A 23,774-nucleotide genomic window follows, 5' to 3' on the forward strand; every position below is an offset into this window, starting at 1 on the left:
TGGTTTTCTTCTCTTATAAAAATCCTGATATTCCGCCATAGGCAAGCGCCAGCAGGATGACAAATGCAGGATGGATTTTACGGATTTCAAGCATCCAATAACTGATCACAATCAGAATGACGGTCTGCACGCTGCCGGATGTATCGACCGACGTCATGAAAAATTGGAGCGTCATGGCGCCGAGAAGCACCGCAATCACCGGCCGGATCAATTTCGTTATATTTTTTACCTTTGGTGAATCTTTGTATTTCAGCAAAGTCACCATCAGCAGAATCATTAAGATAAGAGAAGGCGCCACGGACGCAAACAATGCGATGACAGAGCCCAGAATGCCGCCTTCCATATACCCGACATAACCGGCCATTTTGGTTGCAATCGGACCGGGCAAAGCATTGCCAAGCGCCAGCACTTCGCCGAATTCCTGAGTGGTCATCCATCCATACCGGTCAACCACTTCTTTTTCAACCAGTGGAATTGAAGCCGGCCCTCCGCCGTAGCCTAAAATGCCGGGAATGAAAAACGCCAGAAAAATATACCAGTAAATCATGACGCTCCCCCTTTCTTAAAGGACAGCAAGGAAATCAGCAAGATAGCGATAATCAAAAAGACAGGATGTACATTCAGCACTTCCATTAATACCGCCGCAATCAATACAAACAATACGGCACGGGCCCAGCCGAGCGACTGGCCGGATTTTTTCAGGAAATCCCATGTCATGACCGCGAGCATCACCCCGACCACCGGCACGACCGCCGCTGACATATTGTTGACCCATTCCACTCCTTTAAATTGCTGCAAAGCGCCAAGCAGCAAAATCATCAGCAGGACAGTTGGAACGGTTACAGCAACCAAGGCAACAATACTGCCGATGATGCCGTTCACCCGGTAGCCGATATACCCGGCCATCTTCGTCGCTATAGGGCCCGGCATCGTATTGCCAAGCGCCAATGTATCGCCGAATTCATCGTCGGTCATCCATTTGTATTTTTTGACGGCTTCTGTATGAAAGAGCGGGATTGCAGAAGGCCCTCCTCCAAAACCTAACATGCCGATGCGGAAAAAGGCGGCAAAAATATCGGCATTCACCTTAAGGCTGGAGGTTCCGGACGACTTTTCCCGCATTTTTTTATTTGTTACCAAGCAGCAACCGATCCATCCGTACGGGATTCTGTGCCGCCAGCCAGTACCCCCGTCTCCGGATTACGCCAAATGATCTGCCCACGGCCGAAAGCGCCGCCGTCGGTTGCCACTTGGATCGCATGCCCTTTCCGGGCCAATGCCTGAGCCAAATAATTTGGGAAGTTCGGTTCCACTAAAATCGTTTTGCCTTCCATCCATTGCCATCTCGGCATATCAAGGGCCGCTTGAGGATTCAATAGATAATCTACGGTATTTGTGACCACCTGGAAATGACCTTGCGGCTGCATATAACCGCCCATCACGCCAAACGGGCCGACCGCTTTCCCCTCTTTTGTCAGGAAGCCGGGGATAATCGTATGATAGGTGCGTTTCCCGCCTTTCAATACATTCGGGTGCTGCGCTTCCAACGAGAAATCAGCTCCGCGGTTCTGGAGCCCGATACCGGTGCCCGGAATCACGATGCCCGATCCAAAGCCCATATAATTGCTCTGGATATACGAAATCATATTTCCTTCTTCATCCGCCGCTGCTAAATAAACCGTACCGCCTTTTGGCAGTTCATACGGAACCGGATCAGAAGCTGCAGACCCGATAGTGCCTGCCCGCTGCTTCGCATAATCGTCTGAAAGCAGGTGTTCAACACTTACCGGCATTGCTTCCGGTTCAGTGATGAACTCTTTGCCATCTGTGAAAGCGAGTTTCATCGCCTCGATTTGTTCATGGTATGTCTCAGCCGACTGCCATTTTGGCTCACCCAAATTCTTAAAAATATTCAACGCCATCAGTGCCACCATGCCTTGGCCATTCGGTGGAATTTCCCAGACGTCGTAGCCGCGGTAATTCGTGGAAACTGGATCTACCCATTCCGGTTTGAAGGCAGCCAGATCTTCTTTTGCCAAAAAGCCGTTATGCTTCTTCATGAATGCATCGATTTTATCCGCAAGTTCTCCTTCATAAAAAGACCGACCATCTGTTTCAGCAATTGCCCTTAATGTTGAAGCATGTCCAGGAGATGACCACATTTCACCGATTTCGGGAGCTTTCCCATTCGGTGCAAACGTATCAAACCACGATTGGTATTCTTCCGTAGTAAAGGACGTTTTAAATTTGTCATACGCCAGTTTCCAGTACTTCCCGAGAATCGGCGTAAGCGGATACCCTTCCTCCGCATAGCGAATCGCGGGCTTCAAGGTTTCCGAAAGCGGCAGTTTTCCAAATTTCTTCGAAAGTTCCGCCCACGCTGCCGGAACTCCAGGAACCGTGACAGGCACCACACCATGCACCGGCATTTTGTCGTGCCCCAACGCTTTCACCGCTTCAATTGAAATGCTCTTCGGCGCAGGTCCTGAGCTGTTCAAGCCGTGCAATTTTTCTTTTACCCAAACCAGCGCAAAGGCGTCTCCGCCAATGCCGTTCGACGTTGGTTCGACAACCGTCAAAGCCGCAGCTGTCGCGATGGCCGCGTCGATTGCGTTGCCGCCGTTTCGCATCACTTCAATTCCGGCTTGTGCTGCTAGCGGCTGGGAAGTTGCCACCATTCCTTTTTTAGAAAACGCTGTGTGCCGTTTGGCATCGAAAGGGTGCTGTAAATAGTCCATTGAAATTCCTCCAGTTTCAAAATAATAGCCGACTGCTGGGACTTACCCCAGCACCCGGCTCAATGATTGTCCTGCAAAATGGCATGCCGCAAAATGGTCTTTTTCATGCTCGATGAACGCCGGTTTGTCGACGCTGCAGATTTCCTGCGCCATTGGGCAGCGCGTATGGAATACACATCCACTTGGCGGGTTCGACGGATTTGGCATATCGCCGACCAATCGGATCCGTTCTCTTTTCGCCTGCATCGTCGGCCTTGGAATAGCCGACAGCAATGCCCGGGTATAAGGGTGGAGCGGGTGATTAAAGATTTTTGTCACATCGCTCATTTCTACTGTATGGCCCAAATACATTACCAGAACCCGGTCGCAGAAATAACGGACAACCCCTAAATCATGTGAAATGAACAGGTAAGACAAATTATACTTTTCCTGCAAAGTCTTTAATAGTTTTAAAACCTGCGCTTGAACGGATACGTCCAAAGCGGAAACGGCTTCATCGCAAATGATGAACGAAGGATTTAAAGCGATTGCCCGGGCAATACCGATGCGCTGCCGCTGTCCGCCGCTGAATTCGTGGGGATAGCGGTCATAATGTTCAGCTTTCAGTCCAACTTCTTTCAGCAGATCGAGTACGGCCTCTTTTCGTTCCTGAGCCGGCATATTGGTATGCATCCGGAATACTTCATCAAGTGCATTTCCGATTCGCTGGCGAGGATTTAAAGAAGCATAAGGATCCTGAAAAATCATCTGCATTTCTTTTACGAACTTCTTCTTCTCTTTTCGCTTTAAATCCTGGATTTCCTGCTCATTAAACTTTATTTTCCCGTCCGTCAATTCTTCAAGGCCCAGAATTGTGCGGCCAAGCGTTGATTTTCCGCAGCCCGATTCCCCCACTACTCCAAGACTTTCTCCCTTATAGAGCTTTAAAGAGACAGACTCTACAGCTTTGACATTCCCTTGGACGCGTTTTAGAATGCCGCCTTTGATCGGAAAATATTTTTTAACATCATTCAATTCCAAGAGGATTTCAGGCTTTGATGGTGACTTTTCCACTGTTCTCATCTGTTTCCGCCTCCTTTTCATTCAGCCAGCATGTTGCAGAATGGCCATGGGATAAGTGGAACTCAGGAGGCGCCATGACTTTGCACTTGTCCATCGCAAATTTGCAGCGGGGATGGAATCGGCATCCCGGAATATCTTCGTTCAAGCCGGGCATATTTCCCGGAATCGGTTCAAGTTCGAATTCCGGATCGTCCACATTCGGCACCGAATTCAACAATCCGATTGTATACGGATGGCTCGGGTTATTGAAAATCTCTTCCACCGGCCCTTCTTCAATTTTCAGTCCGGCATACATGACCATCACCCGATTTGCCACTTCCGCTACAACACCCATATCGTGTGTGATTAACAGAACGCCCATATCCAGCTTTTCCTTCAAGTCGTTGATCAAATCAAGGATTTGCGCCTGAATGGTCACATCCAGCGCTGTCGTCGGTTCATCCGCAATCAGCAAACTTGGATGGCAAGCGAGGGCCATTGCAATCATGACCCGCTGCCTCATGCCGCCGCTCAACTCATGCGGATATTGGTTCAAACGCTTTGCCGGATTCGGAATCCCCACTTGGTTGAGCAATTCCACTGCCTGCTTTGTTGCTTCGCTCTTTGACAATTTATGATGGAGGATCAGCGGCTCTCTCAGTTGATAGCCAATTGTCAAAACCGGATTGAGTGCCGTCATCGGCTCCTGGAAAATCATGGACATCTGATTGCCGCGCAGCTTTCTCAATTGTTCCTGTGACAGATTTTGGAGAGGCTCATTGTTCAGCAAAATTTCTCCGCTTTCAATCGAACCGTTCGAAGGCAGCAACCCCATCACAGACAATGACGTTATACTCTTCCCGCACCCTGACTCTCCTACGATGCAAAGCGTTTCTCCTTTTTCAACGTGGAAAGAAATTCCTTTAACCGCCCGTACTGTTCCTTCAGCTGTACGAAATGAGGTTACTAAATCTTTCACTTCAAGTAATGTCTGTGCCATATTCTCCCTACTCTCTCTTTACGTTTGCTAAGCTCCATTGGCCGTTCGGATCTACTTTTAAGCCTTTAATGGATTTTTCAGTAGCGGAAGTCACGACGCCGTGATACATCACGATTGCTGCGTTGTCATCCAGCATAAACTGATTCGCTTCAGCTAAGAATTTTTCCCGTTCTTCCGGCACAATTGTCGTGCGCGACGCTTCTACTAATTTATCGAATTCCGGATTGCTGTACTGGGCACGGTTCGAGTTGCCGACGTTGTCGGAATGGAAGTTCGGATAGAACATTTCAGAACCGTCGCTCGTTACGTTGGACCAGCTGAGGAAGGTCATGTCGTATTCCCCGCCGCGTGCTGTATCAAGGAAGGTTGCCCATTCCATTGTTTCAATTTCAACTTTAAATCCAGCTTCAGTTAATTGCGATTGCACAATTTCAGCCATCAAGATGAAATTGTCGCGGTTAGCCGCAAGCAATTTGATCGGTTCGTTGCCAAAGCCGTTTTCCTGCACCAACTGTTTTGCCAATTCCGGATCATACGGAGTTCCCGCCTTATCCGCTTCTTCTGTGTAGCCGAATACTTTCGGCCCTAAAATGCTGTCGCTTCTGACGCCTAAGCCATTCAATTTTTCAACGAATGCATCACGGTCGACCGCACTTGCTACTGCTTTGCGGAAATCCGGATTTTGGTTGCGTTCTCTTGAATGGTTGAACGTCAAGTAGTAGACAGGAGTCCCTTCCTGCTTCGTCACTTCTACATTTTCAAGTCCTTCGATGCGGGAAATCTGTTCCGGCGGCAATGCATCCAGGAAGTTCACTTCACCAGTTTGCAGCATTGAAATGGCAGTTGAAATTTCAGGAACCACTTTAAATTTCACTTGGTCAAGGGCAACTTCTCCATTCCAGTAATCCGGGTTCTTTTCAAGTACAATTTCGTCGCCTTGGTTCCAGCTGACAAACTTGAAGGGGCCCGTTCCTACCGGATTTTGCATCAAATCTTGTTTTTCGTCTGCTGTCGGGCTGATAATTGCAGCGTTGGAATGTGACAGTGCTGCAAGCAACGGTCCATATGGGTATTTTGTTTTAATTTCTACAGTCGTTTCATCAATGGCAGTTACGGTATCCACCGGCTCTAAAAGGGAAGCACGCGGTGCTGCAGTTGCAGGGTCGCGCAATTTATCAAATGAGTATTTTACCGCTTCGGCATTAAAGTCTGTTCCGTCCTGGAACTTGATGCCTTCTTTCAATTTGATGACCCACGTCAGATCGTCGGGGTTTTCATAGGATTCGGCCAGTTTAGGTTCCAATTCCATCGTTTCAGGATTTCTTTCAAACAAGTTTTCATAGATTTGTGTCATGACATTTGAAGACACCGAATCATTTGTCATCGTCGGAGAAAGCCCCACTGCATCAGAAGTAGAAGCATATACCACTTCGTTTGCTCCATCTGAAGCCGGTGCATCGCCTGCTCCGCTGGTTTCCTCTCCTTCAGGAATGGTACTTCCCGAACACGCGCTTAAAATCAGCATTCCAATCAATACGAGTAAAAACAGCCACTGTTTCTTCATTTAAATTCCCCCAATGTTTTATTGTTCAACATCCATATTCGGATCAAGCGCATCCCGCAAGCCGTCACCAAGTACATTGAATGCAAAGACCGTCAGCATAATGGCAATACCGGGAACAATCGTCAAATGCGGAGAAGTCCACATAAAATCCTGTCCCTGCGAAATCATTGCACCCCATTCCGGTGTAGGCGGCTGTGCGCCAAGCCCCAGATAACTTAATGAGGCGGTAGAAAGGATGGCTGTTGCCATCCGCATAGTAGCGAAAACAATGATCGGTGCGGTTACGTTCGGCAGAATATGTTTGACCATAATCCGCAAATTGGAAGCCCCCATTGAACGCATTGCCATAATGTATTCTTTTTCTTTGACCGAAAGCACCGAGCCTCGCACAATCCGTGCACATGTCGGAATCGACCAGATGCTGATGGCGATTGCTACGTTTACTAAGCTAGTCCCTAAAATGGCAATAATCAGCATCGCCAGCAAAATACCGGGAAATGAAAACAATAAATCAACAAAACGCATGATGATGGCATCCAGTTTGCGGTAATAGCCCGCCAGCATGCCCAGTATGACGCCGCCGAGCAGTCCGAGCGAAACAGCTACTGCACCAACCACCAGTGAAATCCGTGCGCCGTAGACAATCCGGCTCCAAACGTCGCGCCCATAGTTGTCCGTACCGAGCCAGTGCCCGTCGCTGAACATCGGCAGTTCACTGCTGCCGAGATTTTGCCTGATGGGGTCATGCATTGTAATGACCGGTGCAAAAACGGCCAATAGAATTTGGAGGAGTACGACGATCAAGCCGACTATGGCCATTTTGTTTCTAAACAGGCGCCTTAATGTGGTTTGCCAGGCCTTTTCCTTTTTCTTCGGTTTTGCTTTTACCGCTTCAGCCGTTGTCATAGCATTCCCCCCTTTTAATCGTATTTGATGCGTGGATCAATATAAGTGTAGATAATATCAACAATCAGATTCACAAGAACGAACAATGTGGCAACCAGCAGCACCGACCCTTGGACCATTGGAAAATCACGTGCTGCAATGGCGTCAATCATCAAACGCCCTACTCCATTGATGGCAAAAACCTTCTCGGTAATGATGGTTCCACCAAGCAGAAAGCCAAAGTTCAATCCGATAACCGTAATGATCGGGATCATGGCATTTTTCAGCGTATGAATCCAAATGACGTTTTTTTCTTTAACCCCTTTGGCCCGCGCTGTCCGCACATAATCTGCCCGGATTACTTCAAGCATCGAAGAGCGGGTCATTCGGGCAATCATTGCCGCAGAACCTGTTCCCAACGTAATAGCCGGCAGTATCAATTCTTTAATGCCGTCTACCGTATAAAACGGATGCGACATCCCGCCTACTGGCAGCCACTGGAGATTTACCGCAAAAACAAGTATCAGCAAAGCTCCTAACCAGAAGTTCGGGATGGAAATTCCGGCAAGCGCAAACGTTGTAGCCGATACATCGAGCAACGAATTTTGTTTAAGTGCGGATACAAGGCCGGTAATGATTCCAATGATGACCGCTACAATCATGCTCGCGATGGCCAGTTTCAACGTATTGGGGAACCGAACCGCAATGGCATCTCCTACCGGCTGAGACGTTTGATAAGAATAGCCAAAATCTCCTTGGACTGCGTTGCCCAGATAATTGGCATATTGGACTAAGAATGGTCTGTCCAATCCGAGATTGGCCTCAATTGCCTCAATATCCGAAGCAGTTGCCGTCGGCCCTCCGATAATCGAAGCCGGGTCTCCGGGAGCAATATACATAGAAGAAAATACAAGGAAAGAGATTCCGAGAAGCAAAAACACTAATTGAAAGGCACGACGAATAATTAAAGCAACCATCTTTACACCTCCTGTTAACATTTGTTAAGCATAAAATCAATTACACTTAACAAATGTTAGTTGTTTGATAATTTTGATTATATGTTAATGCAATATAAAAATCTATATGAATTTTCAAAAAAGTACTTTTTACTCATTTCTAATTAACAAAAACCATATTTTATATTCATGCCCCTTTCGATTTGTCTTTATTATTTTCATTTCTAATACTTTTTGTTTACCGACATATAAATTTCACCATTTTCAAAATTACCAAAAAGAAAAAGCCCGCAGCAAATTTTAATTGCTGCAGGCTTTTATTCCGTTTTATAATTTTAAACCATTTCTGCTTTTGAAGCGCCGAAGCAGAATATGGCTTTCTACTCGAGTAATGCCTTCAAGAGCGTATAACTCTTCATTTATGAATTTTTCCAGTCCCATGAAATCGTCTACCAAGACATGCATATGCAAAGTGGAAGGCCCTGTCATTTGGTAGCAGCTGGCGACATTTGGATTATCGGCAAGTGCTTGCGCTACTTCCACCAGTGACGAAGGTTCACAGTCCACTTCAAAGAAGCCGGATACTTGCTTCCCTACTTTTTCGCTGTTGATCACTACCGTAAATTTTTCGATGATTCCAGCTTCCGTCAGTTGATGGACCCGCTCACGGACTGCCACCCGGGAAAGATTCAACTCTTTTCCAATGTCGACATAAGAGCAGCGTCCATTCGCTGTCAGCAATTCTAAAATCTTTCTATCGGTTTCATCTATTTTCATCATTCCACCTCCGAACTATAAACAGAACCTAACAACGTACTGTTTGCTTCCGTTTTGTAATACAACCATTATATTTAGTTTCTTTTCGAAATTAAATAGTTCTTTTTACTTTCTTTTTAAAAATTCACTAAGTGTAATTCCAGGAGCTGCTTCAAACCGCTTCTGTTCGGCAAAGCCGAACGATTTATATAACTTTACAGCAGGCTCATTAGCTGTGCCGGTGCTCACCAGAAAGTCATAATCGCCATATTGCTCCGTCAAATGAACCAGCAATGTTTTCCCGATGCCTTGGCGAAAGGCCGCCGGGTCAACTACGAGCCGATGAATATCAATGGTCTTTCCTATTTCTTTAAAAGAAATGAATCCTTTCAGCCGTTCTTCCACCATGCCCCAGAAAATCTCATCGCTCCGTTGAATGTCTTCAACGGATTCCTTGAGTTGAGGAATGCCATCGAATCCAATCAGTTTTGCTTCCACTTCATATGCCGGTTTTTGAATCCGTTGAATCGCTTCAGCCGTTTCTTGTTGCCGATGGTCCAGTTTTATAATCATGCGAATCGACCTCTGCTCATGCGGGGTGCTCCTTCTCTTGTCAGTGGTTCTTATATTATAAATGAAAACCTATATAAGTTTATACTAAAACTTTCCATTCCAATAATCCTGGAACGCCTGATCCAGGTCTTCTTTTGTATTCATCACAAAAGGGCCCCGGTGGGCAATCGGTTCACCAAGCGGCTCCCCGCTCAAAACAAGCAAAACCGTTTCCTCTTTTAAAGCATTGACGGAAAAATCTTCACCGCTGTTTTCGAACAGAATGAAATTCCCTGAAGCGACAGAGGCTTCGCCATTGACGCTTACTTCGCCTTTCACCACAAAAGCTCCCGTATTGTAATGAGCCGGAAACTCAAATTCCGCCTGCCCTTCTTTTTTCAAACGGACATCAAAAAGATGGAGAGGTGAAAATGACAGCGCCGCCCCCGCAGTCCCGGCATATTCGCCCGCTATCACACGGACTTCTCCACCGTGAACCGGAACCGAGTGGATTTTTTCCCGAGTCAGCGACTGATATTTCGCGGCCACCATTTTTTGTGCCTGCGGAAGCAGCACCCACAACTGAATCATTTCGCAAACACCGCCTTCCGGAAGCTCCGGGAATTCGGTGTGCTGAATTCCAGCGCCGGCCGTCATCCACTGGGCTTCGCCTTTATGGATCGTCCCGCCATTCCCTTCGGTGTCATAATGGGTAATCGCGCCTTCGTACACAATCGTCACCGTTTCCAATCCGCGATGTGGATGCAGTCCGTCCACTCTTCCAGCCCCTGAAATCGCCGGGAAGATTTGCGGAGGTTCATGGTCCAGCATAAAGAAGGGGCTCATCCGCTGGTAATCCGAAAACATCGGCAAATAGTTTTTCACTTTTATATCAATAACGGTAAACGGTTCCGATCCAGCGAGAACCGCTTCGATCTGTTTCACTTTCGCCATGCTGTTCCCAACTCCTTTTCATTTCATAAAACTTAACGTATGCCATTGAATTTATAAAGTCAATTCTCCAATACCTTGCTTTGAACAGTAGTGGATGATATAGTACTTATTAAGCAGTACTGTTTTATGAATAGTAGTAAAGAAAGAGGTGAGTTTCTGATGAATGTCCAGTTTAAAAAAGGGGTTCTTAACCTCTGTGTTCTTGTTCTCCTTGAAAAGCAGGACCGCTATGGCTATGAACTGGTTCAAAAAATCTCTGACCGCATCGCCATATCCGAAGGGTCGGTTTATCCGTTATTGCGCCGGCTGACAAAAGAAGGATATTTCAGCACGTATTTGCAGGAATCGAGTGAAGGCCCTCCACGCAAGTACTACAAATTAACGGAAGCCGGCAGAGAGTATTTGCATGAGCAATTGGCGGAATGGAAAAGTTTCACGGACGGGGTTAACCAACTAATTGAAGAGGGTGTGCACAATGACTGAAAAACAGTTTATCCAAGAACTAGAACAGGCGTTAACTCGTCTTCCAGAAGAAGAACGCACGGACATCCTTCAGGATATCCAGGAATATTTTTCTAACGGGCGCGAAGACGGCAAAAGCGAACAGGACATTGCAGCTGAACTTGGCTCCCCTTCTGAAATTGCGGGTGAACTGATCGGTTCGTTTGATTTCAGCCAAGCTGAGTTTCCGGCAAAGTCTGTGAATCTGACAAAGAATGAATTGGACCACGACGGATTTGACCATGTCGATATTCAACTGGACAACGGTTCTTTGGAAATCGGACCCTCTTCTGATGGAGAAGTGCATGTCGACATCGAAAACAAAAGTTATAATCAGCTGTTCCTTACAGAAGTCATCGATCGCAAACTGGTCATTACGCTGAAAGACGAAGTAAAGAAATGGGGAATTTTCAGTTTCACAATCAGCACCAAATCCCCTGTTGTCACTGTACAACTGCCTTCAAAAATGTATGAGTCCATCAAAATCCTGTCGGACAACGGAAAGATTGAAGCTGAACAATTGAACAGCACCGTTTTTGATGCCAAGTCGGACAACGGAAGCATCAAATTAGAGAACATCGCCGCCTCAATTCTCACCGTTAAATCTGACAACGGTTCCGTTAAATTAAGAGAAATCCAAGCCGATGCCCTTTCAGCAAAAAGCGACAACGGAAAAATTGCTTTAAAAGGTGCAGATGCGAAAACGATGAAACTAAAATCGGATAACGGCAGTATTGTAATGGAAAATGCCGCTGGAAATATAGAGGCGGAATCAGACAATGGAAAAATCCATTTGCAGACACCCGACCTTGAACGGAACATCGACTTGAAATCCGACAACGGCAGCATCACACTCGAAACTTTGAAAGATCCCGTTAATGTTTCCATTCGTGCCCATAAAAATCATGGAAAAGCTTCCCTTTTCGGTTCCAAAAGCAACAAGGCCATATTCGGCGATGGACTCCATTCCGTCGTTCTGCAATCGGACAACGGCAGTTTAACGGTAAAACGGCTATAGAAAAAACCGCTGGCTTCAGCGGTTTTTCTTATGGCCTTTAAACTGAGATGAACTTAATAATTTCTTCCATCCGTTCTTCTGCATCCTGGTAGCCCTGGTCATACAGCTCCGTCAACTTTTCAATATCCCGCTCCATTCCGTTGATCTTATAGAACTTAGAAGGCTGGATCACGAGAGCTTTCCCTTCCGTTTCCAATTCTTCGATAAACTCCATCGTTTCGTTGTAGCGCAAATACCAGCTTTCCATGCTTTTCACTATACCCGGGAATTGGCGGTAAAGCGCCGGCATCAGCCGGGCAAAGGAATTCTTCTTTTTCCGGTACCCTTTTTCTTTTGTCAGCACAATGATGGGTTTTGTGACCCCGTCTGCCAGAGCCTTGCGGATGGGAATGGGGTCAGCTACGCCGCCATCCATCAGCAAACGGCCTTCGAATTCAACCGGCTTCGCCATAAAAGGCAACGAGCTGGATGCCCGCACAATCGCCAGGACATCTTTGGCATGTTCCCGCTTCTCAAAATAAACGGCCGTTCCGGTCAAGCAATCTGTCGTTCCGATGACAAACTCTTCCGTTGCGTCATGAAAACTGTCGTAATCAAATGGCACGAGCCGATTCGGAATTTCGTCAAAAATCAAGTTCATCCCGAATAATTCTCTTTTCAGCAGCAGGTTCTTGACGGATATATAGTCGGGATGGTGCACAGAACCGATGGTCACTTTGTGGTTGCGGCCTGTCTGGCGCGATACATAAGAAGAGGCGTTGCAGGCCCCGGCCGAAACTCCGATAATATAATCCACAAAAATCTCTTCCTCCAGAAACTTTTCCAGGACGCCTCCGGTGTAAACGCCGCGCATCCCACCGCCTTCCAATACCAAACCGCTTTTCATCTCCACTCCCCCCGTCAATAAAAGCTGGCCGGATCAGTTCCGCCAGCTTTTGGTCACCCAACTTTCTCAATCAGCTCAGGGCCATTGTTTTTTGGTGAATTGACAGCATCAGATACTTCATACGCTTCAAGCTCCTTGGAATCAAAGGGCTGAAGCAGTCTGCCGAGCTCTTCTGCATCCTGCACGTTCGGATCGAGCCAGATTTTTTCCGCTTCTTTCGTTAAAATGACGGGCATGCGGTCATGGATGGTGCCCATCAATTCATTCGCTCTCGTTGTTAAAATCGAGCAGGTGTTGACGGTCTTGCCTTCCGGCGACTTCCATGACTCCCATAAAGCTGCAAAGGCGAACGGCTCTCCAGATTTTAATTTGATGCGCATCGGCGTTTTTCCATCATCCGTCCGCTTCCATTCATAAAAGGAATCAGCTACCACCAGGCAGCGCTTTTTTTTGAAGGCATTCCGGAAGCTCGGTTTTTCCGCCGCAGTTTCCGCCCGCGCATTGATCATTTTATAACCGATTTTCTCATCTTTTGCCCAAGGCGGCACCAGCCCCCATTTTAAAAATCCCAGACGGTTTTTCTTGCCGTCGCTTACGACGGCGACTACCTGCTGGGAAGGTGCTACGTTAAAGCTTTGTGAGTAGTCTTCTTCCGAAAAGCTTGCCTCACCAATGTCAAAACGATCCAGTAGGACACGGTAATCTGCGTACAAGGAGTACCTTCCGCACATGAGAATCATCCTTTCTGCACACGGTTTCTTATTAGTTTAAATATATCAGAATTTTCCTCTAAATGGCATTTAATTACTCAAAGCAAAGTCTACTGCAGCTTTGGCATGAATTGTCGTTGTATCAAACAACGGAATGCCCGTATGCTCTTTTCGAACCAGCAAGCCGATTTCGGTGCAGCCAAGAATGATTCCTTCTGCTCCGTCCGCCGCCAGGCTCTGCATGGCTTCTAAAAAAAAATTCCGCGAGGCTTCCCTCACCGTTCCCATGCACAGTTCTTCAAAAATAATCCGGTTGATCTCGGTTCTTTCCTGTTCAGTCGGAAGCAGCACTTCCAAACCGCCAGCAGCCAATCGGGATTTGTAAAAGTCCATTTCCATCGTATAGCGGGTACCGAGCAAGCCGATTTTGTGAATCTGCTTTTCCTTGATTGCAGCGGCAGTGGCGTCCCCAATATGCACTAGCGGAATGGAAAGGTTCTCTTCTATTTCTTCTATCACGTTATGCATCGTATTCGTGCAAAGAATGATAAAATCCGCTCCCGCCTTTTCAAGGCTTTTGGCAGCTTGCCCTAGTAGTTTTCCGGCTTTGTGCCATTCAGCGCTTGCCTGCAGCTGCTCGATTTCTTCAAAATCCACGCTGAACAAAATGAATTTCGCGGAATGCAGCCCGCCCAAACGGTTTTTCACTTCTTCATTGACCAACCGGTAATATTCTGCGGAAGATTCCCAGCTCATGCCTCCAATCATTCCGATTGTTTTCACAAAGCTTCCCTCCTTATATTTCACAGCCATTTTTTCATGCGCTTCCTGTCCTGTTTCTATTCGATCAAAATCAGGTATATCCTTGTTTTGAAATTCTTTCTTTGGTTCAATTTCCTGCTCTCTCTCCAATTCCATTTTTATGATTACTTTCAATAGTCTTCCATCCTTATACATGTATAAAGACCGAGAACATTCCAACGCCCCTTTATTGGCGGAAGAGTGCTATAATAGAAGTATAATATGTTTCATTAGGAGGAATTACATGGCTACTGCGCGAGAAATGAGTCTGGTTAACAAGGATTTTCTGGTCGAAGAATTAGGGCTGAAACAACAAGGCAATTCTGCAGTTTTTACGAATGAAGATTGTTTTGTGCTGTCCCCCTCGGTACAGCGGTATGAAAAAGGATTCGATATCAGCGAATTCACTTTGGCGAAGTTTGATCCTGAGCGTCAGCAAGGCTTTTTGATCGTAAGGTATATGGATACCTTTTTAATGGCTAAACTGGAAAGTTTCACAAAAAAGATGATGCCCCCTGAACTGCAGATCCAAAAGAAAAACACGAAGCCGCATTGGAAGTTTACGGTTGCCGAGAATCCGGCATACCACCTCGTAAATACGCAAAACAAAGAATTGCGCTACCGGCTTCAAGAACCTTCAAAAAAACAAATCATCTCTTTCTTCAAAAAAATATAACCGACTCCCGCAATGATTGCTATTGCGGGTTTTTTGTTTGGAAATAAACCTCCTCAGAATTTCTGCCTTTCCTTTTTAGTGGTAATATAGGATTATCGCTGAGAAGGAGGTGGCTGGATGCAAACAGAAAAGTACACGACGGAACATCGCGAGTTCTGGAAAATCATGTTCAGTTTGCTGCTGGCTTCTCTTTTCATTTTTGCCAATTTGTACGTAGTCCAGCCGCTATTGCCATTGTTCGTGGATGAATTCCAAGTGTCGGTCTCTGCCTCCAGCCTCGCTATGTCGCTGACAATCATCGGGCTCATTATCGGGCTGATTGTGCTTGGATTTTTCTCGGACCGCAACGGCAGAAGAGTTTATATCATCTATTCTTTGCTCGGTTCGGCACTCCCTTTTTTCCTTCTTCCCCTGGTTGAATCCTATACCTGGTTTCTGATTCTTCGTTTTATCCAAGGTTTCGCGCTTGCGGGTGTACCTGCTGCGGCGCTTGCCTATATAAGCGAAGAAATTGCCCCTAAGAATATCGGTTATGCCACGGCCTTATATATTTCCAGCAATGCCCTTGGCGGCATGATCGGCCGGGTGCTTTCCGGCTCTCTGACTGATCTATTTTCCTGGCAAACCACATTTATCATTTTCGGATTTACCGGGCTTTTGTTGTTTGCTGCCGTGCTTTTTCTATTGCCAAAGTCTCGCCATTTCGAGGCTGGCGAGCTGACATTTGCCAAAGACATTGAAGGCTTCTGGTTCCACTTAAAAAACCCTTCGCTACTGGTGGTTTTTGGGCTGGGTGCCGTTCTTCAAATCTCGTTCACCGGTATGTGGACTTATTTGCCGTTCCATATGGAAAACCCGCCTTTCTCCATGTCCCTCCAGGCGATTTCCTATTTATTCTTTGCTTACGGAATAGGGGTTGTCGGCTCTCCGTTGGCTGGACGGGCGGCTGAGAACTTCGGCTTGCGGAAAGTGCGCAGAGCCGGCGTCGCCATTTTGTCGCTGGGCATCTTGTTGACCTTGAGCCCTGTCACTTGGCTTGTCGTTGTCGGCTTGTGTGTCACTTGCCTTGGCTTTTTCACCGCCCATTCACTGACCGCCGCTTCCGTCGGACAGCAAGCTTCCCATCATAAAGGCAGCGCTTCAAGCCTTTACCTGGTTTCTTATTACATCGGCGTAGCTGCCGGAAGTTCGCTCCTGAGCCCATTGTGGACGAACGGCGGCTGGACTGGCTTGGTTCTTTTTACCGCCTTGTTGCCGCTCCTATATTTAGCCGCTGTCAGTCTCTATAGGAATGCAAAAAAAGGAAAGGCGCTTGAATGAACAGGCGCCTTTCCTTCAGACTGTCGAGAAATATTCCATTCTCTAAGCCATTTCGCTCCAAGTGGACGCTTTCCGCGGGCACGGCCTCCGCCGCTTCCCTCGCTGCGCTCAGTCCAGTGGCTCCAGCTCGCGCTGCTCCCGCAGGAGTCGCCACTTTCCGCTTCATTCGGCTCACTCTTTTCATAAAGAATTGTTTTTATCAGAAAGAGTGAATGAGTATGCATACTTTTTATTCACAGTTCACTGTCGATATGGAGCAAACCAGCGGAGACGCCTGCGGGAAAGCGAGACAGCCGAGACCCCGCAAGGCGCGAAGCGGCTGAGGAGGCTTGGCGGATCGCCCGCGGCAAGCGCAGGTGGTTTGCGGAATATCGAAGATATTCTAAGGAAAAATTTTTCTATATCTTTCTCAAGAAGCTGAAAGAAAAGCGCCTGAATGAACAGGCGCCTTTCCTTTTTTAATGTTCTTCTTTTTCTTCCTTCGGGTTTTGCTCGTCGCCAATGCCTAGGTTGCTGTGGGCGCCTCTTTTTGCCATTTCGGCTCCGTCTTCAGCCGACTCCTGCTCAATGCTTTCAAATTCTTCCCGCTGACGGCGGTTTTCAGCAGAGGTGTCCGGCTGTCTCTCAGTTGAAAAATCGTCTTTTCCCACAAAGTCTCCCTCCCTTTACTGCGTTTAAGGAAGATATTCCCTGAATCCCATTAACAAAACCACCGATTATAAATAAACAGCAAACGCCTCATAGCCAAAATAAACGGAAAGCAGCGAGAGTGCAGCGAACACAAAATATTCTACGGTTCCTCCCGTGGTTGTCGTTAATGGAAAGCGTACATTGAGTTTAAACGGAAACAATAACTTAATCCCTCTTTTTGTCGCCATATCCAAGAGAAAATGGCTGGCCATCCCCACCAGGATGCCGGCAACCGCCGCTTCGTGGAGCGGTGTAGCCTTCAATAGTGCTCCAACAAGCAATAGGAACAGCAAACTATGGGTGAACGTCCGATGCCCGAACAAGGTATTGATGATTTTCGATAGGACTGGAAGCGCCCGGCCGATTTTGCTGCCGCCGTGGCAAATGTCCGGAAGGATGGCGCCGACCACTCCCGCACTTAATAAAATAACGGGATCATAATTGGTGATTTGAGCAAAAGCAAGACTTGCTGCGATACCGCCTGTGATGTGTGTTTTTCCTGTCATGCGAATTGAGCTCCTTTTTTTATTGTTCTCTTTTTTATTATACGCAAAATGGGGTATGGTGTTGGTAGAGAATTTATATTAAAGGAGTCGAGGGAATGGGAATTCATAAGTTTTTTACTTCGTTGAACGATTTGGAGCGGATCATCCGTGCTCCAGGAAGATTTAAATTTGAAGAACACAATGTAGCGGCCCACTCCTGGAAAGTCAGCCAATATGCATTGTTCTTTGCAACGATTGAAGAACGGGCCGGAGAAACCATCGATTGGAAGTCATTATATGAAAAAACCATCAACCATGACTTTGCAGAAGTTTTTATCGGAGACATCAAAACACCGGTCAAACACTCTTCACCGGAACTGAAAGAAATGATTGCCAAAGTCGAAGAAGGCATGATGGAAAAATTCATCATCCGGGAAATTCCTGAAGAATTTCAGGAAGTCTTTTTTGACCGGATGAAAGAAGGCAAAGATGCCACAATCGAAGGCCGGCTGCTGGAAATGGCGGATAAACTGGACCAGTTCTACGAGTCTTTTGCCGAATTGAAGCGCGGCAACGCCGATAAGGAATTTGTCGCCATGTACCGGATTGCGCTGAAAAAACTGCTTGCCATCCCCCTAAAAGCAAGCGTCACCTACTTCCGGGAAGTGATGCTCGATGACGTCATCAATGAAGATACCATCATTGATATCAAGGAAATCACACGCGCCGTACTTGAAGACTGACAAGAGTTGCCTGTAGGTTTTCACTTTAATTTATGGTAAATTTAAAGGTATATAAAATAACCCGGAGGTGAATCCCTTATTTAAGGGAATTTATTGGACCCCATACTTTTAGTGAATTTAGCTTTACTTGTCTTATTAATCGCGTTAACCGCCTTTTTCGTCGGCGCAGAATTTGCCGTTGTCAAAGTGCGCATGTCGCGCATCGAACAGCTGATTGAAGAAGGAAATAAAAAAGCCGTTCTTGTAAAGAAAGTGGTCAGCGATCTCGATTATTATTTATCGGCTTGCCAGCTTGGCATCACGGTGACTGCCCTTGGCCTTGGGTGGCTCGGAGAACCGACAGTCGAACGCCTGCTGCATCCTTTATTTGAACTTCTCGGCGTCCCTGACTCCGTTTCGTTGATCATTTCGTTTGTGCTGGCATTTTCACTTGTGACATTCCTGCACGTGGTGGTCGGTGAAATGGCGCCAAAATCATTGGCGCTGCAGTTTGCAGAACGCATGACGCTGCTTTTGGCTCCACCGCTTTACTGGTTCGGCAAAATCATGGCTCCGTTCATTTTCCTGCTGAATGGTTCGGCTCGTGTATTCCTTCGGGTTTTCGGCGTGCAGCCAATCAGGGATGAGCAAGCCCATTCGGAAGAAGAACTGAAAATCATCATGGCCCAAAGTTTTCAAAGCGGCGAAATCAATCAGACCGAATTGTCCTATATGCAGAACATTTTCGCTTTTGATGAGCGAAGCGCCAAAGATGTCATGGTGCCGCGTACGCAAATTATCGCGTTCCCGCAGGATTTGAGCAGCGAGGAATTGCTGACAGAGCTTCGCGAACATCGTTATACCCGCTATCCGATAGCGAATGACGGCGATAAGGACGATTTGATCGGATTTATCAATGCCAAGGAAATTTTGACCCATTATGCAGTGAACGGTGAGGTCAATATGGCTGAGTTTATCCACGAGCTTCCCTATTTCCATGAAACCACGCCGCTTCAGACGGCTCTCATGAAAATGCAGAAGGACCGGACACACATCGCCTTAGTCATTGATGAGTATGGCGGCACATCCGGTATAATTACGATGGAAGACATCCTGGAAGAAATTGTCGGAGAAATCCGCGATGAATTTGACGATGAAGAAGAAGCTGAGATTATTAAAGAAAGCGAGAACCGCTATTTGATAGCGGGACGTGTCCTATTGAAGGACTTGGAAGAGCGCTTTAATATGGAGTTTGAAGACAGCGACGATATCGACACGATTGCCGGCTGGATCCAGCATCAGCTGATCGAGGCTGAAACCGGCGACATTGTGGAAAAAGAAGGATATCGCTGGTCGATTATCGATATGGAAAACCACCACATTCTAAAAGTGGCTGTTGATATTTTTAAAGACTGACGACAAGAGGCTTTCCTATGTGGAAAGTCTTTTTTTTGGTTATATCACCCAGTTCCTTTCATTAGCGATTGACCCTTCTCTTTGCTTTCTATAGAATAAGAACAAATGTTCCTATTATAGAAAAAGGAGGGCTATTTATGAAACTGAATAAACATCTATCGGTAAAAGGCCAAATCAAGGACCGTGGGCGCATCAAATGGACAGCGATGATGCTGACGGAGCATGTGGAGATGCTAAAAGAATGGCAGGAAGAAGATCGCTACAACTGCCGCCCTGTATTGGACGACTTTGATTTGGAAGCGATTTTCGAGGAAATCCAGCTGGCTTACAAGCGGCAATGCGACGTTGAGATCCATATCTGGCGGCATGGCTCTGAAAAGTTCACCGGTTTGATTACAGCTATTGATCTGCGCCTGCAAAAGCTTCATCTCGACACCGGGCTTCATATACAAAAGCTTTCATTTGACGAAATTATAGGAGCAAAAACATTGGAATAAAAAACAAAACGAAGCGGCATGGCAATTTGCATGTCCGCTTCTTTCTGTTTTTAGGATTAAAGCTTGCCATTACGGGGCATATAAAAGATAAGCAACATTAACTAAGGAGGTTGGATGTATGAGCAAAGCAATGGCTGTCGCCAAAGATGTGGCCGGCGAAATCAAAAAAGACAGAGCCACGACATTGGCTGCTGCACAAGCTTATTATTATTTATTAGCTATTGTGCCATTATTAATTTTATTACTAGCAATTTTACCTTATCTACAGCTTGATCCAAATCGGGTTATGGACTTTATTGCCACGGTTCTTCCAGGAGAAGTGGCTACCACGTTCCAGGATACGATTGTCAGCGTGGTCACAACGCCATCAGGCGGTTTATTGACATTCGGTATTTTGGGGACTCTCTGGTCTGCCTCTAATGCCATGACGGCTTTTATCGAAGCCACCAACCAGGCATATGATGTAGAAGAGACGCGTTCATTCATCAAACTGAAAGGCATGGCGATTCTTTTAACTCTGTTTATGTTGGTAGCGGTAATCATTGCTTTGGTTCTTCCGATATTCGGCGGCGCCATTATTGATATGATCAGTTCATTCTTGAACTTGCCTCAGCAGACGGAAATCATTTTCCAAGTGCTGCGTTGGGTCATTTCGATTGCTGTGATGAGCTTAGTATTGGCGTTCCTTTATAAATTTGCGCCAAATAAACATTTTCCGTTCAAAGAAGTAATTATCGGAGCGGTGATTGCTACAGTGCTATGGCAAGTCGTGTCACTCGGCTTCTCGTTTTACGTATCAAACTTCGGCAGCTATTCTGCTACTTATGGCAGCCTTGGCGGTTTGATCGTCCTGATGCTGTGGTTTTTCCTAACCGGCTTAATTTTAGTGATCGGTGCAGAAATCAACGCCGTCTTGCACAAACGCAAACATACGAAAAATGCACCGGCTCAAGTATACGAAGAATAAGAAAAAACCAGCGCACTGGCAAATGTCAGCGTGCTGGTTTTATTTTTGGGCCATAACCATCCACTCATCGATCACAAACGTCCGGACTTCCCCGTTTTCGACATCAATTTGAAAATATTCCTGCACAGCTGCATCCGCTCCCAGCAAATGCTTTTCGACCTGCCGGATCTGCTCCTCGCTTTCAGCCGTCCTTCTTACCCATGTCGGGTACTGGAAAGTCTTTTTGCGGTCGAGCGATTGGATTTCCTTTAAGTTATTGTCCTGAAGCAATTGGCGCCATTCGTTTTTCGATAAGCAGCGCGCGTGGCTCGCGTCCCGCAGCTTTTCTGTGGTATTCATAAATAATGCCAGTTCGTTTTCTTCAGGTGCGATATTATCTATTAAAATAAACTTGCCGCCGGGTTTCAGGACACGCGCTGTTTCCCGGATAAACTTTTCCGGATGCGGAAAATGATGCGGGGCAATCCGGCAGACGGCGGCATCAAAGCTTTCCGGCAAAAAAGGCAGCGTTTCGGCATCTGCTATGACGTATAAAATATTGCCAAAGTCTTCTTTCAGATGCTTCGCTGTATTCTCCAGCATGGCTTCTGTCAAATCCGTTGAAACGACGGTGCCGGCATGCGGGGCAAGTGCTCTTGACACGTGCCCGCCGCCGGTTGCGATGTCCAGTGCAATCGATTTCTCTTCAAGCTGGAGCCATTCGGCAAGGAGCGGAAGGTCATCGCCTTTTGCATGGATGGCGCTGGTTACGTATTTATCCGCGTTTTTGCCAAATACCGACTTCACTTTTTCTTTCAAATTGTCCTCCATCATCCATCGCTCCTTGTCTTAGCCCTGGGCGGTGCTCCAGGAAATTCCGGTATGCAAAGCCTGCCACTTCGTCTTCCGAATAATGCTTTTGCAGTTCATTGATCAGATTCTGGAATTTCGAGGCATTTTCCAAATCATGAATATGGGAAACGATGCCGTCAAAATCCGAACCGATGCCGATCTGTTTAACTCCGCCCAGTCCGCAGAAATGGTCGATGTGCTTGATCAAATCCGAAATCTCTACCCGCGATGTATCTTCTTTGATGAAATCAAGGCAAAACACCACATCAATCAGGCCGTTCTTCGCAAACATCGCTTTCGCTTGTTCGTCGTCAAGGTTGCGTGGATGATCGCGAAGCGCCCGCGCATTGGAATGGCTCGCCATCGGGTAATCTGCCAGTTCCATGACTTCCCAGAAGCCTTTTACCGACAAATGCGAAACGTCCGTGAAAACCCTATGCTCATTGTTGAGCTGCACCACTTCTTTGCCGAGCAGCGTCAAGCCGCCTCCGCGCGGCTCCCCGGCGCCGTCCGCACACAGATTGGCGTTATTCCACGTCAAACCGATGGACAAGACACCGAGACGGTATAATTGGCGCAGCTTCATCAAATCATTGCCGAAGGCATCTGCCCCTTCCAGTGTAAGGACGGCGCCGATTTCATCGTCTTTCAAGCGGTCGATGTCTTCCCATTTTTTGATGTGTTTCATGGCCGGGTTTTTCCCGAGCACTTCTGTATAGAACAAATCCACTTGTTCGAGTGCATGCTGCCATTTTTCCTCTGACGGCACATCCGGATACAGGAAGATGGCGAAAAACTGCACTTTCACCCCGCCCGCCTGAAGACGCTTGAAATTCGTATCCAGCACTTCCGAATCGGTGAAATGGAGCGGTTCCTGTTGAAAGAACCTGCCTCTTTTGGCTAATTGCAATTTTAATAGGGCATCGCAGTGGGTATCGATGATATGCATTTATTCATCTCCTTCTTCTGTACACGCCTCGATGAATCCTTTGAAGATGTTTTTGGAAGCTTCATCCGCGGCGATGGCCATGTTTTCAGGATGCCATTGAAGGCCGAGGACAAAATGATGTTCCTTGCTTTCGATCGCTTCCACTACCCCATCGCTCGCTGTTCCGCTAATCAAGAAAGGCTCCGGCACATTTCGGTTTGCTTGATGATGGCGGCTGTTGACTCTCAATTTTTCAGTGCCCGTCAAACGGTGAAGCAGTGATCCTTCCGCTACATGGACAAAGTGGCTGCCATGCTCTACCGGCGACTGCTGCTGATGCTGCAGCAAATTCCCTTCTTTTTGCGCAGCAATATCCTGATACATGTCTCCGCCTATAGCTACATTTAAAATCTGCGCTCCGCGGCAGACCCCTAAAATCGGTTTGCCGAGTTCCAGGACTTTCTGGATCAATGCCAGCTCAAACGCGTCCCGGGATGGAATGATTGTTCCGAGATTCGGATGCGGCTCTTCCCCAAAAAGCGTCGGGTCGACGTCGTAGCCGCCCGCTGCAAACAGCCCGTCAATCCGCTCTGCGATCTGGTCGATGTCGCTGTCCTGCAGCAAATGCGGCAGCATGATCGGCAGTCCGCCCGCCTGCAGAAGCGCGTCTGTATCCGCTTGCTGAATATGGTATTTTGCTTTCCCTAATTCTTTTGATGACGTCACACCGATGATTGGTTTCATATGTATTGCCTCCCAGAAGTATTTGTCCGAATATATTAAAGATACAGAAAAGACGAAAGAATTGCTAGATAAGTGAAAGGAATAATTCGTATAGACTTCCATTTCTCCACAACAAGGCCCCGAAAAGAACTTGCTT

27 protein-coding genes are annotated in these 23,774 nt (G+C 46.9%); 8 read left to right on the forward strand and 19 right to left on the reverse strand.

Features of this window, described 5'->3' with window-relative positions; genetic code table 11:
* Positions 1 to 13: 13 nt before the first annotated feature.
* The 11 genes from BLQ32_RS00425 to BLQ32_RS00475 all read right to left on the reverse strand — a co-directional run bounded on the left by BLQ32_RS00425 (position 14) and on the right by BLQ32_RS00475 (position 10,446).
* On the reverse strand, positions 14 to 547 hold the full coding sequence (locus tag BLQ32_RS00425) for a chromate transporter (protein WP_074508673.1): 534 nt from the start codon (positions 545 to 547) through the stop codon (positions 14 to 16).
* Positions 544 to 1,122 carry a chromate transporter gene (locus BLQ32_RS00430; protein WP_074509082.1) on the reverse strand — a complete coding sequence of 193 codons (579 nt, stop codon included), beginning with the start codon at positions 1,120 to 1,122 and terminating at the stop codon, positions 544 to 546. Before BLQ32_RS00430 ends, BLQ32_RS00425 begins: the two co-directional genes overlap by 4 nt.
* Positions 1,123 to 1,133: 11 nt before the next feature.
* On the reverse strand, positions 1,134 to 2,738 hold the full coding sequence (locus BLQ32_RS00435; RefSeq protein WP_074508674.1) for a gamma-glutamyltransferase family protein: 1,605 nt from the start codon (positions 2,736 to 2,738) through the stop codon (positions 1,134 to 1,136).
* A gap of 42 nt (positions 2,739 to 2,780) precedes the next feature.
* A complete protein-coding gene (locus BLQ32_RS00440; protein WP_074508675.1) occupies positions 2,781 to 3,800 on the reverse strand; it encodes an ABC transporter ATP-binding protein in 1,020 nt (339 codons plus the stop codon).
* Positions 3,766 to 4,779, reverse strand: a complete 1,014-nt coding sequence (locus tag BLQ32_RS00445) for an ABC transporter ATP-binding protein (protein WP_074508676.1) — start codon at positions 4,777 to 4,779, stop codon at positions 3,766 to 3,768. Before BLQ32_RS00445 ends, BLQ32_RS00440 begins: the two co-directional genes overlap by 35 nt.
* 7 nt (positions 4,780 to 4,786) lie before the next feature.
* Positions 4,787 to 6,343: a glutathione ABC transporter substrate-binding protein gene (locus BLQ32_RS00450; RefSeq protein WP_074508677.1), complete on the reverse strand. Its 1,557-nt coding sequence runs from the start codon at positions 6,341 to 6,343 to the stop codon at positions 4,787 to 4,789.
* Between the two features lie 18 nt (positions 6,344 to 6,361).
* Positions 6,362 to 7,249: an ABC transporter permease gene (locus tag BLQ32_RS00455; protein ID WP_074508678.1), complete on the reverse strand. Its 888-nt coding sequence runs from the start codon at positions 7,247 to 7,249 to the stop codon at positions 6,362 to 6,364.
* A gap of 14 nt (positions 7,250 to 7,263) precedes the next feature.
* Positions 7,264 to 8,205 (reverse strand): nickel ABC transporter permease, encoded by a 942-nt coding sequence (gene nikB / locus BLQ32_RS00460; RefSeq protein ID WP_036805523.1) that lies wholly within the window; start codon positions 8,203 to 8,205, stop codon positions 7,264 to 7,266.
* Positions 8,206 to 8,511: 306 nt separating this feature from the next.
* Positions 8,512 to 8,961, reverse strand: coding sequence for an Lrp/AsnC family transcriptional regulator (locus BLQ32_RS00465; protein WP_036805521.1), 450 nt, complete (start codon positions 8,959 to 8,961; stop codon positions 8,512 to 8,514).
* A 105-nt stretch (positions 8,962 to 9,066) separates the two neighbouring features.
* Complete coding sequence (locus tag BLQ32_RS00470; protein WP_074508679.1) at positions 9,067 to 9,513, reverse strand: GNAT family N-acetyltransferase; 447 nt, start codon at positions 9,511 to 9,513, stop codon at positions 9,067 to 9,069.
* Between the two features lie 84 nt (positions 9,514 to 9,597).
* Positions 9,598 to 10,446 carry a pirin family protein gene (locus tag BLQ32_RS00475; protein WP_074508680.1) on the reverse strand — a complete coding sequence of 283 codons (849 nt, stop codon included), beginning with the start codon at positions 10,444 to 10,446 and terminating at the stop codon, positions 9,598 to 9,600.
* Positions 10,447 to 10,605: 159 nt separating this feature from the next.
* On the opposite strand from BLQ32_RS00475, the gene BLQ32_RS00480 reads away from it, so the two are divergent.
* Together BLQ32_RS00480 and BLQ32_RS00485 are read left to right on the forward strand one after the other, a co-directional pair.
* A complete protein-coding gene (locus BLQ32_RS00480) occupies positions 10,606 to 10,929 on the forward strand; it encodes a PadR family transcriptional regulator (RefSeq protein ID WP_036805507.1) in 324 nt (107 codons plus the stop codon).
* Positions 10,922 to 11,965, forward strand: coding sequence for a DUF4097 family beta strand repeat-containing protein (locus tag BLQ32_RS00485; protein WP_074508681.1), 1,044 nt, complete (start codon positions 10,922 to 10,924; stop codon positions 11,963 to 11,965). The genes BLQ32_RS00480 and BLQ32_RS00485 overlap by 8 nt, the downstream gene beginning before the upstream one ends.
* 37 nt (positions 11,966 to 12,002) lie before the next feature.
* On the opposite strand, the gene BLQ32_RS00490 is transcribed toward BLQ32_RS00485, so the two are convergent.
* The 3 genes from BLQ32_RS00490 to BLQ32_RS00500 form a co-directional block, all read right to left on the reverse strand.
* Complete coding sequence (locus tag BLQ32_RS00490) at positions 12,003 to 12,851, reverse strand: patatin-like phospholipase family protein (RefSeq protein WP_036805504.1); 849 nt, start codon at positions 12,849 to 12,851, stop codon at positions 12,003 to 12,005.
* A 53-nt stretch (positions 12,852 to 12,904) separates the two neighbouring features.
* Positions 12,905 to 13,582 (reverse strand): SOS response-associated peptidase, encoded by a 678-nt coding sequence (locus tag BLQ32_RS00495; protein WP_036805501.1) that lies wholly within the window; start codon positions 13,580 to 13,582, stop codon positions 12,905 to 12,907.
* Between the two features lie 69 nt (positions 13,583 to 13,651).
* Positions 13,652 to 14,344 (reverse strand): aspartate/glutamate racemase family protein, encoded by a 693-nt coding sequence (locus BLQ32_RS00500; RefSeq protein WP_074509083.1) that lies wholly within the window; start codon positions 14,342 to 14,344, stop codon positions 13,652 to 13,654.
* Between the two features lie 262 nt (positions 14,345 to 14,606).
* Between BLQ32_RS00500 and BLQ32_RS00505 the strand changes: the two genes are divergently transcribed.
* Together BLQ32_RS00505 and BLQ32_RS00510 are read left to right on the forward strand one after the other, a co-directional pair.
* Positions 14,607 to 15,038 (forward strand): hypothetical protein, encoded by a 432-nt coding sequence (locus tag BLQ32_RS00505; RefSeq protein WP_036805491.1) that lies wholly within the window; start codon positions 14,607 to 14,609, stop codon positions 15,036 to 15,038.
* Positions 15,039 to 15,155: 117 nt separating this feature from the next.
* The gene (locus BLQ32_RS00510; protein WP_074508682.1) at positions 15,156 to 16,358 is read left to right on the forward strand and encodes an MFS transporter; all 1,203 of its coding nucleotides are present in this window, start codon (positions 15,156 to 15,158) and stop codon (positions 16,356 to 16,358) included.
* 458 nt (positions 16,359 to 16,816) lie between these two features.
* Here BLQ32_RS00510 and BLQ32_RS00520 read toward each other — a convergent pair whose 3' ends face one another.
* The gene (locus tag BLQ32_RS00520; RefSeq protein ID WP_074508684.1) at positions 16,817 to 17,008 is read right to left on the reverse strand and encodes a hypothetical protein; all 192 of its coding nucleotides are present in this window, start codon (positions 17,006 to 17,008) and stop codon (positions 16,817 to 16,819) included.
* Positions 17,009 to 17,074: 66 nt separating this feature from the next.
* A complete protein-coding gene (locus tag BLQ32_RS00525; RefSeq protein ID WP_036801827.1) occupies positions 17,075 to 17,554 on the reverse strand; it encodes a metal-dependent hydrolase in 480 nt (159 codons plus the stop codon).
* Between the two features lie 95 nt (positions 17,555 to 17,649).
* On the opposite strand from BLQ32_RS00525, the gene BLQ32_RS00530 reads away from it, so the two are divergent.
* The 4 genes from BLQ32_RS00530 (at position 17,650) to BLQ32_RS00545 (ending at position 21,135) form a co-directional block, all read left to right on the forward strand.
* A complete protein-coding gene (locus tag BLQ32_RS00530) occupies positions 17,650 to 18,276 on the forward strand; it encodes a YfbR-like 5'-deoxynucleotidase (RefSeq protein WP_036801824.1) in 627 nt (208 codons plus the stop codon).
* A 93-nt stretch (positions 18,277 to 18,369) separates the two neighbouring features.
* The gene (locus BLQ32_RS00535) at positions 18,370 to 19,671 is read left to right on the forward strand and encodes a hemolysin family protein (protein WP_074508685.1); all 1,302 of its coding nucleotides are present in this window, start codon (positions 18,370 to 18,372) and stop codon (positions 19,669 to 19,671) included.
* Between the two features lie 137 nt (positions 19,672 to 19,808).
* A complete protein-coding gene (locus BLQ32_RS00540; protein WP_074508686.1) occupies positions 19,809 to 20,168 on the forward strand; it encodes a YolD-like family protein in 360 nt (119 codons plus the stop codon).
* 118 nt (positions 20,169 to 20,286) lie between these two features.
* A complete protein-coding gene (locus BLQ32_RS00545) occupies positions 20,287 to 21,135 on the forward strand; it encodes a YihY/virulence factor BrkB family protein (protein WP_036801819.1) in 849 nt (282 codons plus the stop codon).
* Positions 21,136 to 21,174: 39 nt separating this feature from the next.
* Here the strand turns inward: BLQ32_RS00545 and BLQ32_RS00550 are convergent, their stop codons facing one another.
* The 3 genes from BLQ32_RS00550 to BLQ32_RS00560 are packed head-to-tail and all read right to left on the reverse strand — an operon-like array spanning position 21,175 to position 23,638.
* Positions 21,175 to 21,948 carry a class I SAM-dependent methyltransferase gene (locus tag BLQ32_RS00550; protein ID WP_036801816.1) on the reverse strand — a complete coding sequence of 258 codons (774 nt, stop codon included), beginning with the start codon at positions 21,946 to 21,948 and terminating at the stop codon, positions 21,175 to 21,177.
* On the reverse strand, positions 21,890 to 22,915 hold the full coding sequence (locus BLQ32_RS00555; RefSeq protein WP_083335232.1) for a dipeptidase: 1,026 nt from the start codon (positions 22,913 to 22,915) through the stop codon (positions 21,890 to 21,892). Before BLQ32_RS00555 ends, BLQ32_RS00550 begins: the two co-directional genes overlap by 59 nt.
* Complete coding sequence (locus BLQ32_RS00560) at positions 22,916 to 23,638, reverse strand: gamma-glutamyl-gamma-aminobutyrate hydrolase family protein (RefSeq protein WP_074508687.1); 723 nt, start codon at positions 23,636 to 23,638, stop codon at positions 22,916 to 22,918.
* Positions 23,639 to 23,774: the final 136 nt, after the last annotated feature.

Source organism: Planococcus glaciei, from assembly GCF_900099655.1.
GTDB lineage: Bacteria > Bacillota > Bacilli > Bacillales_A > Planococcaceae > Planococcus > Planococcus glaciei.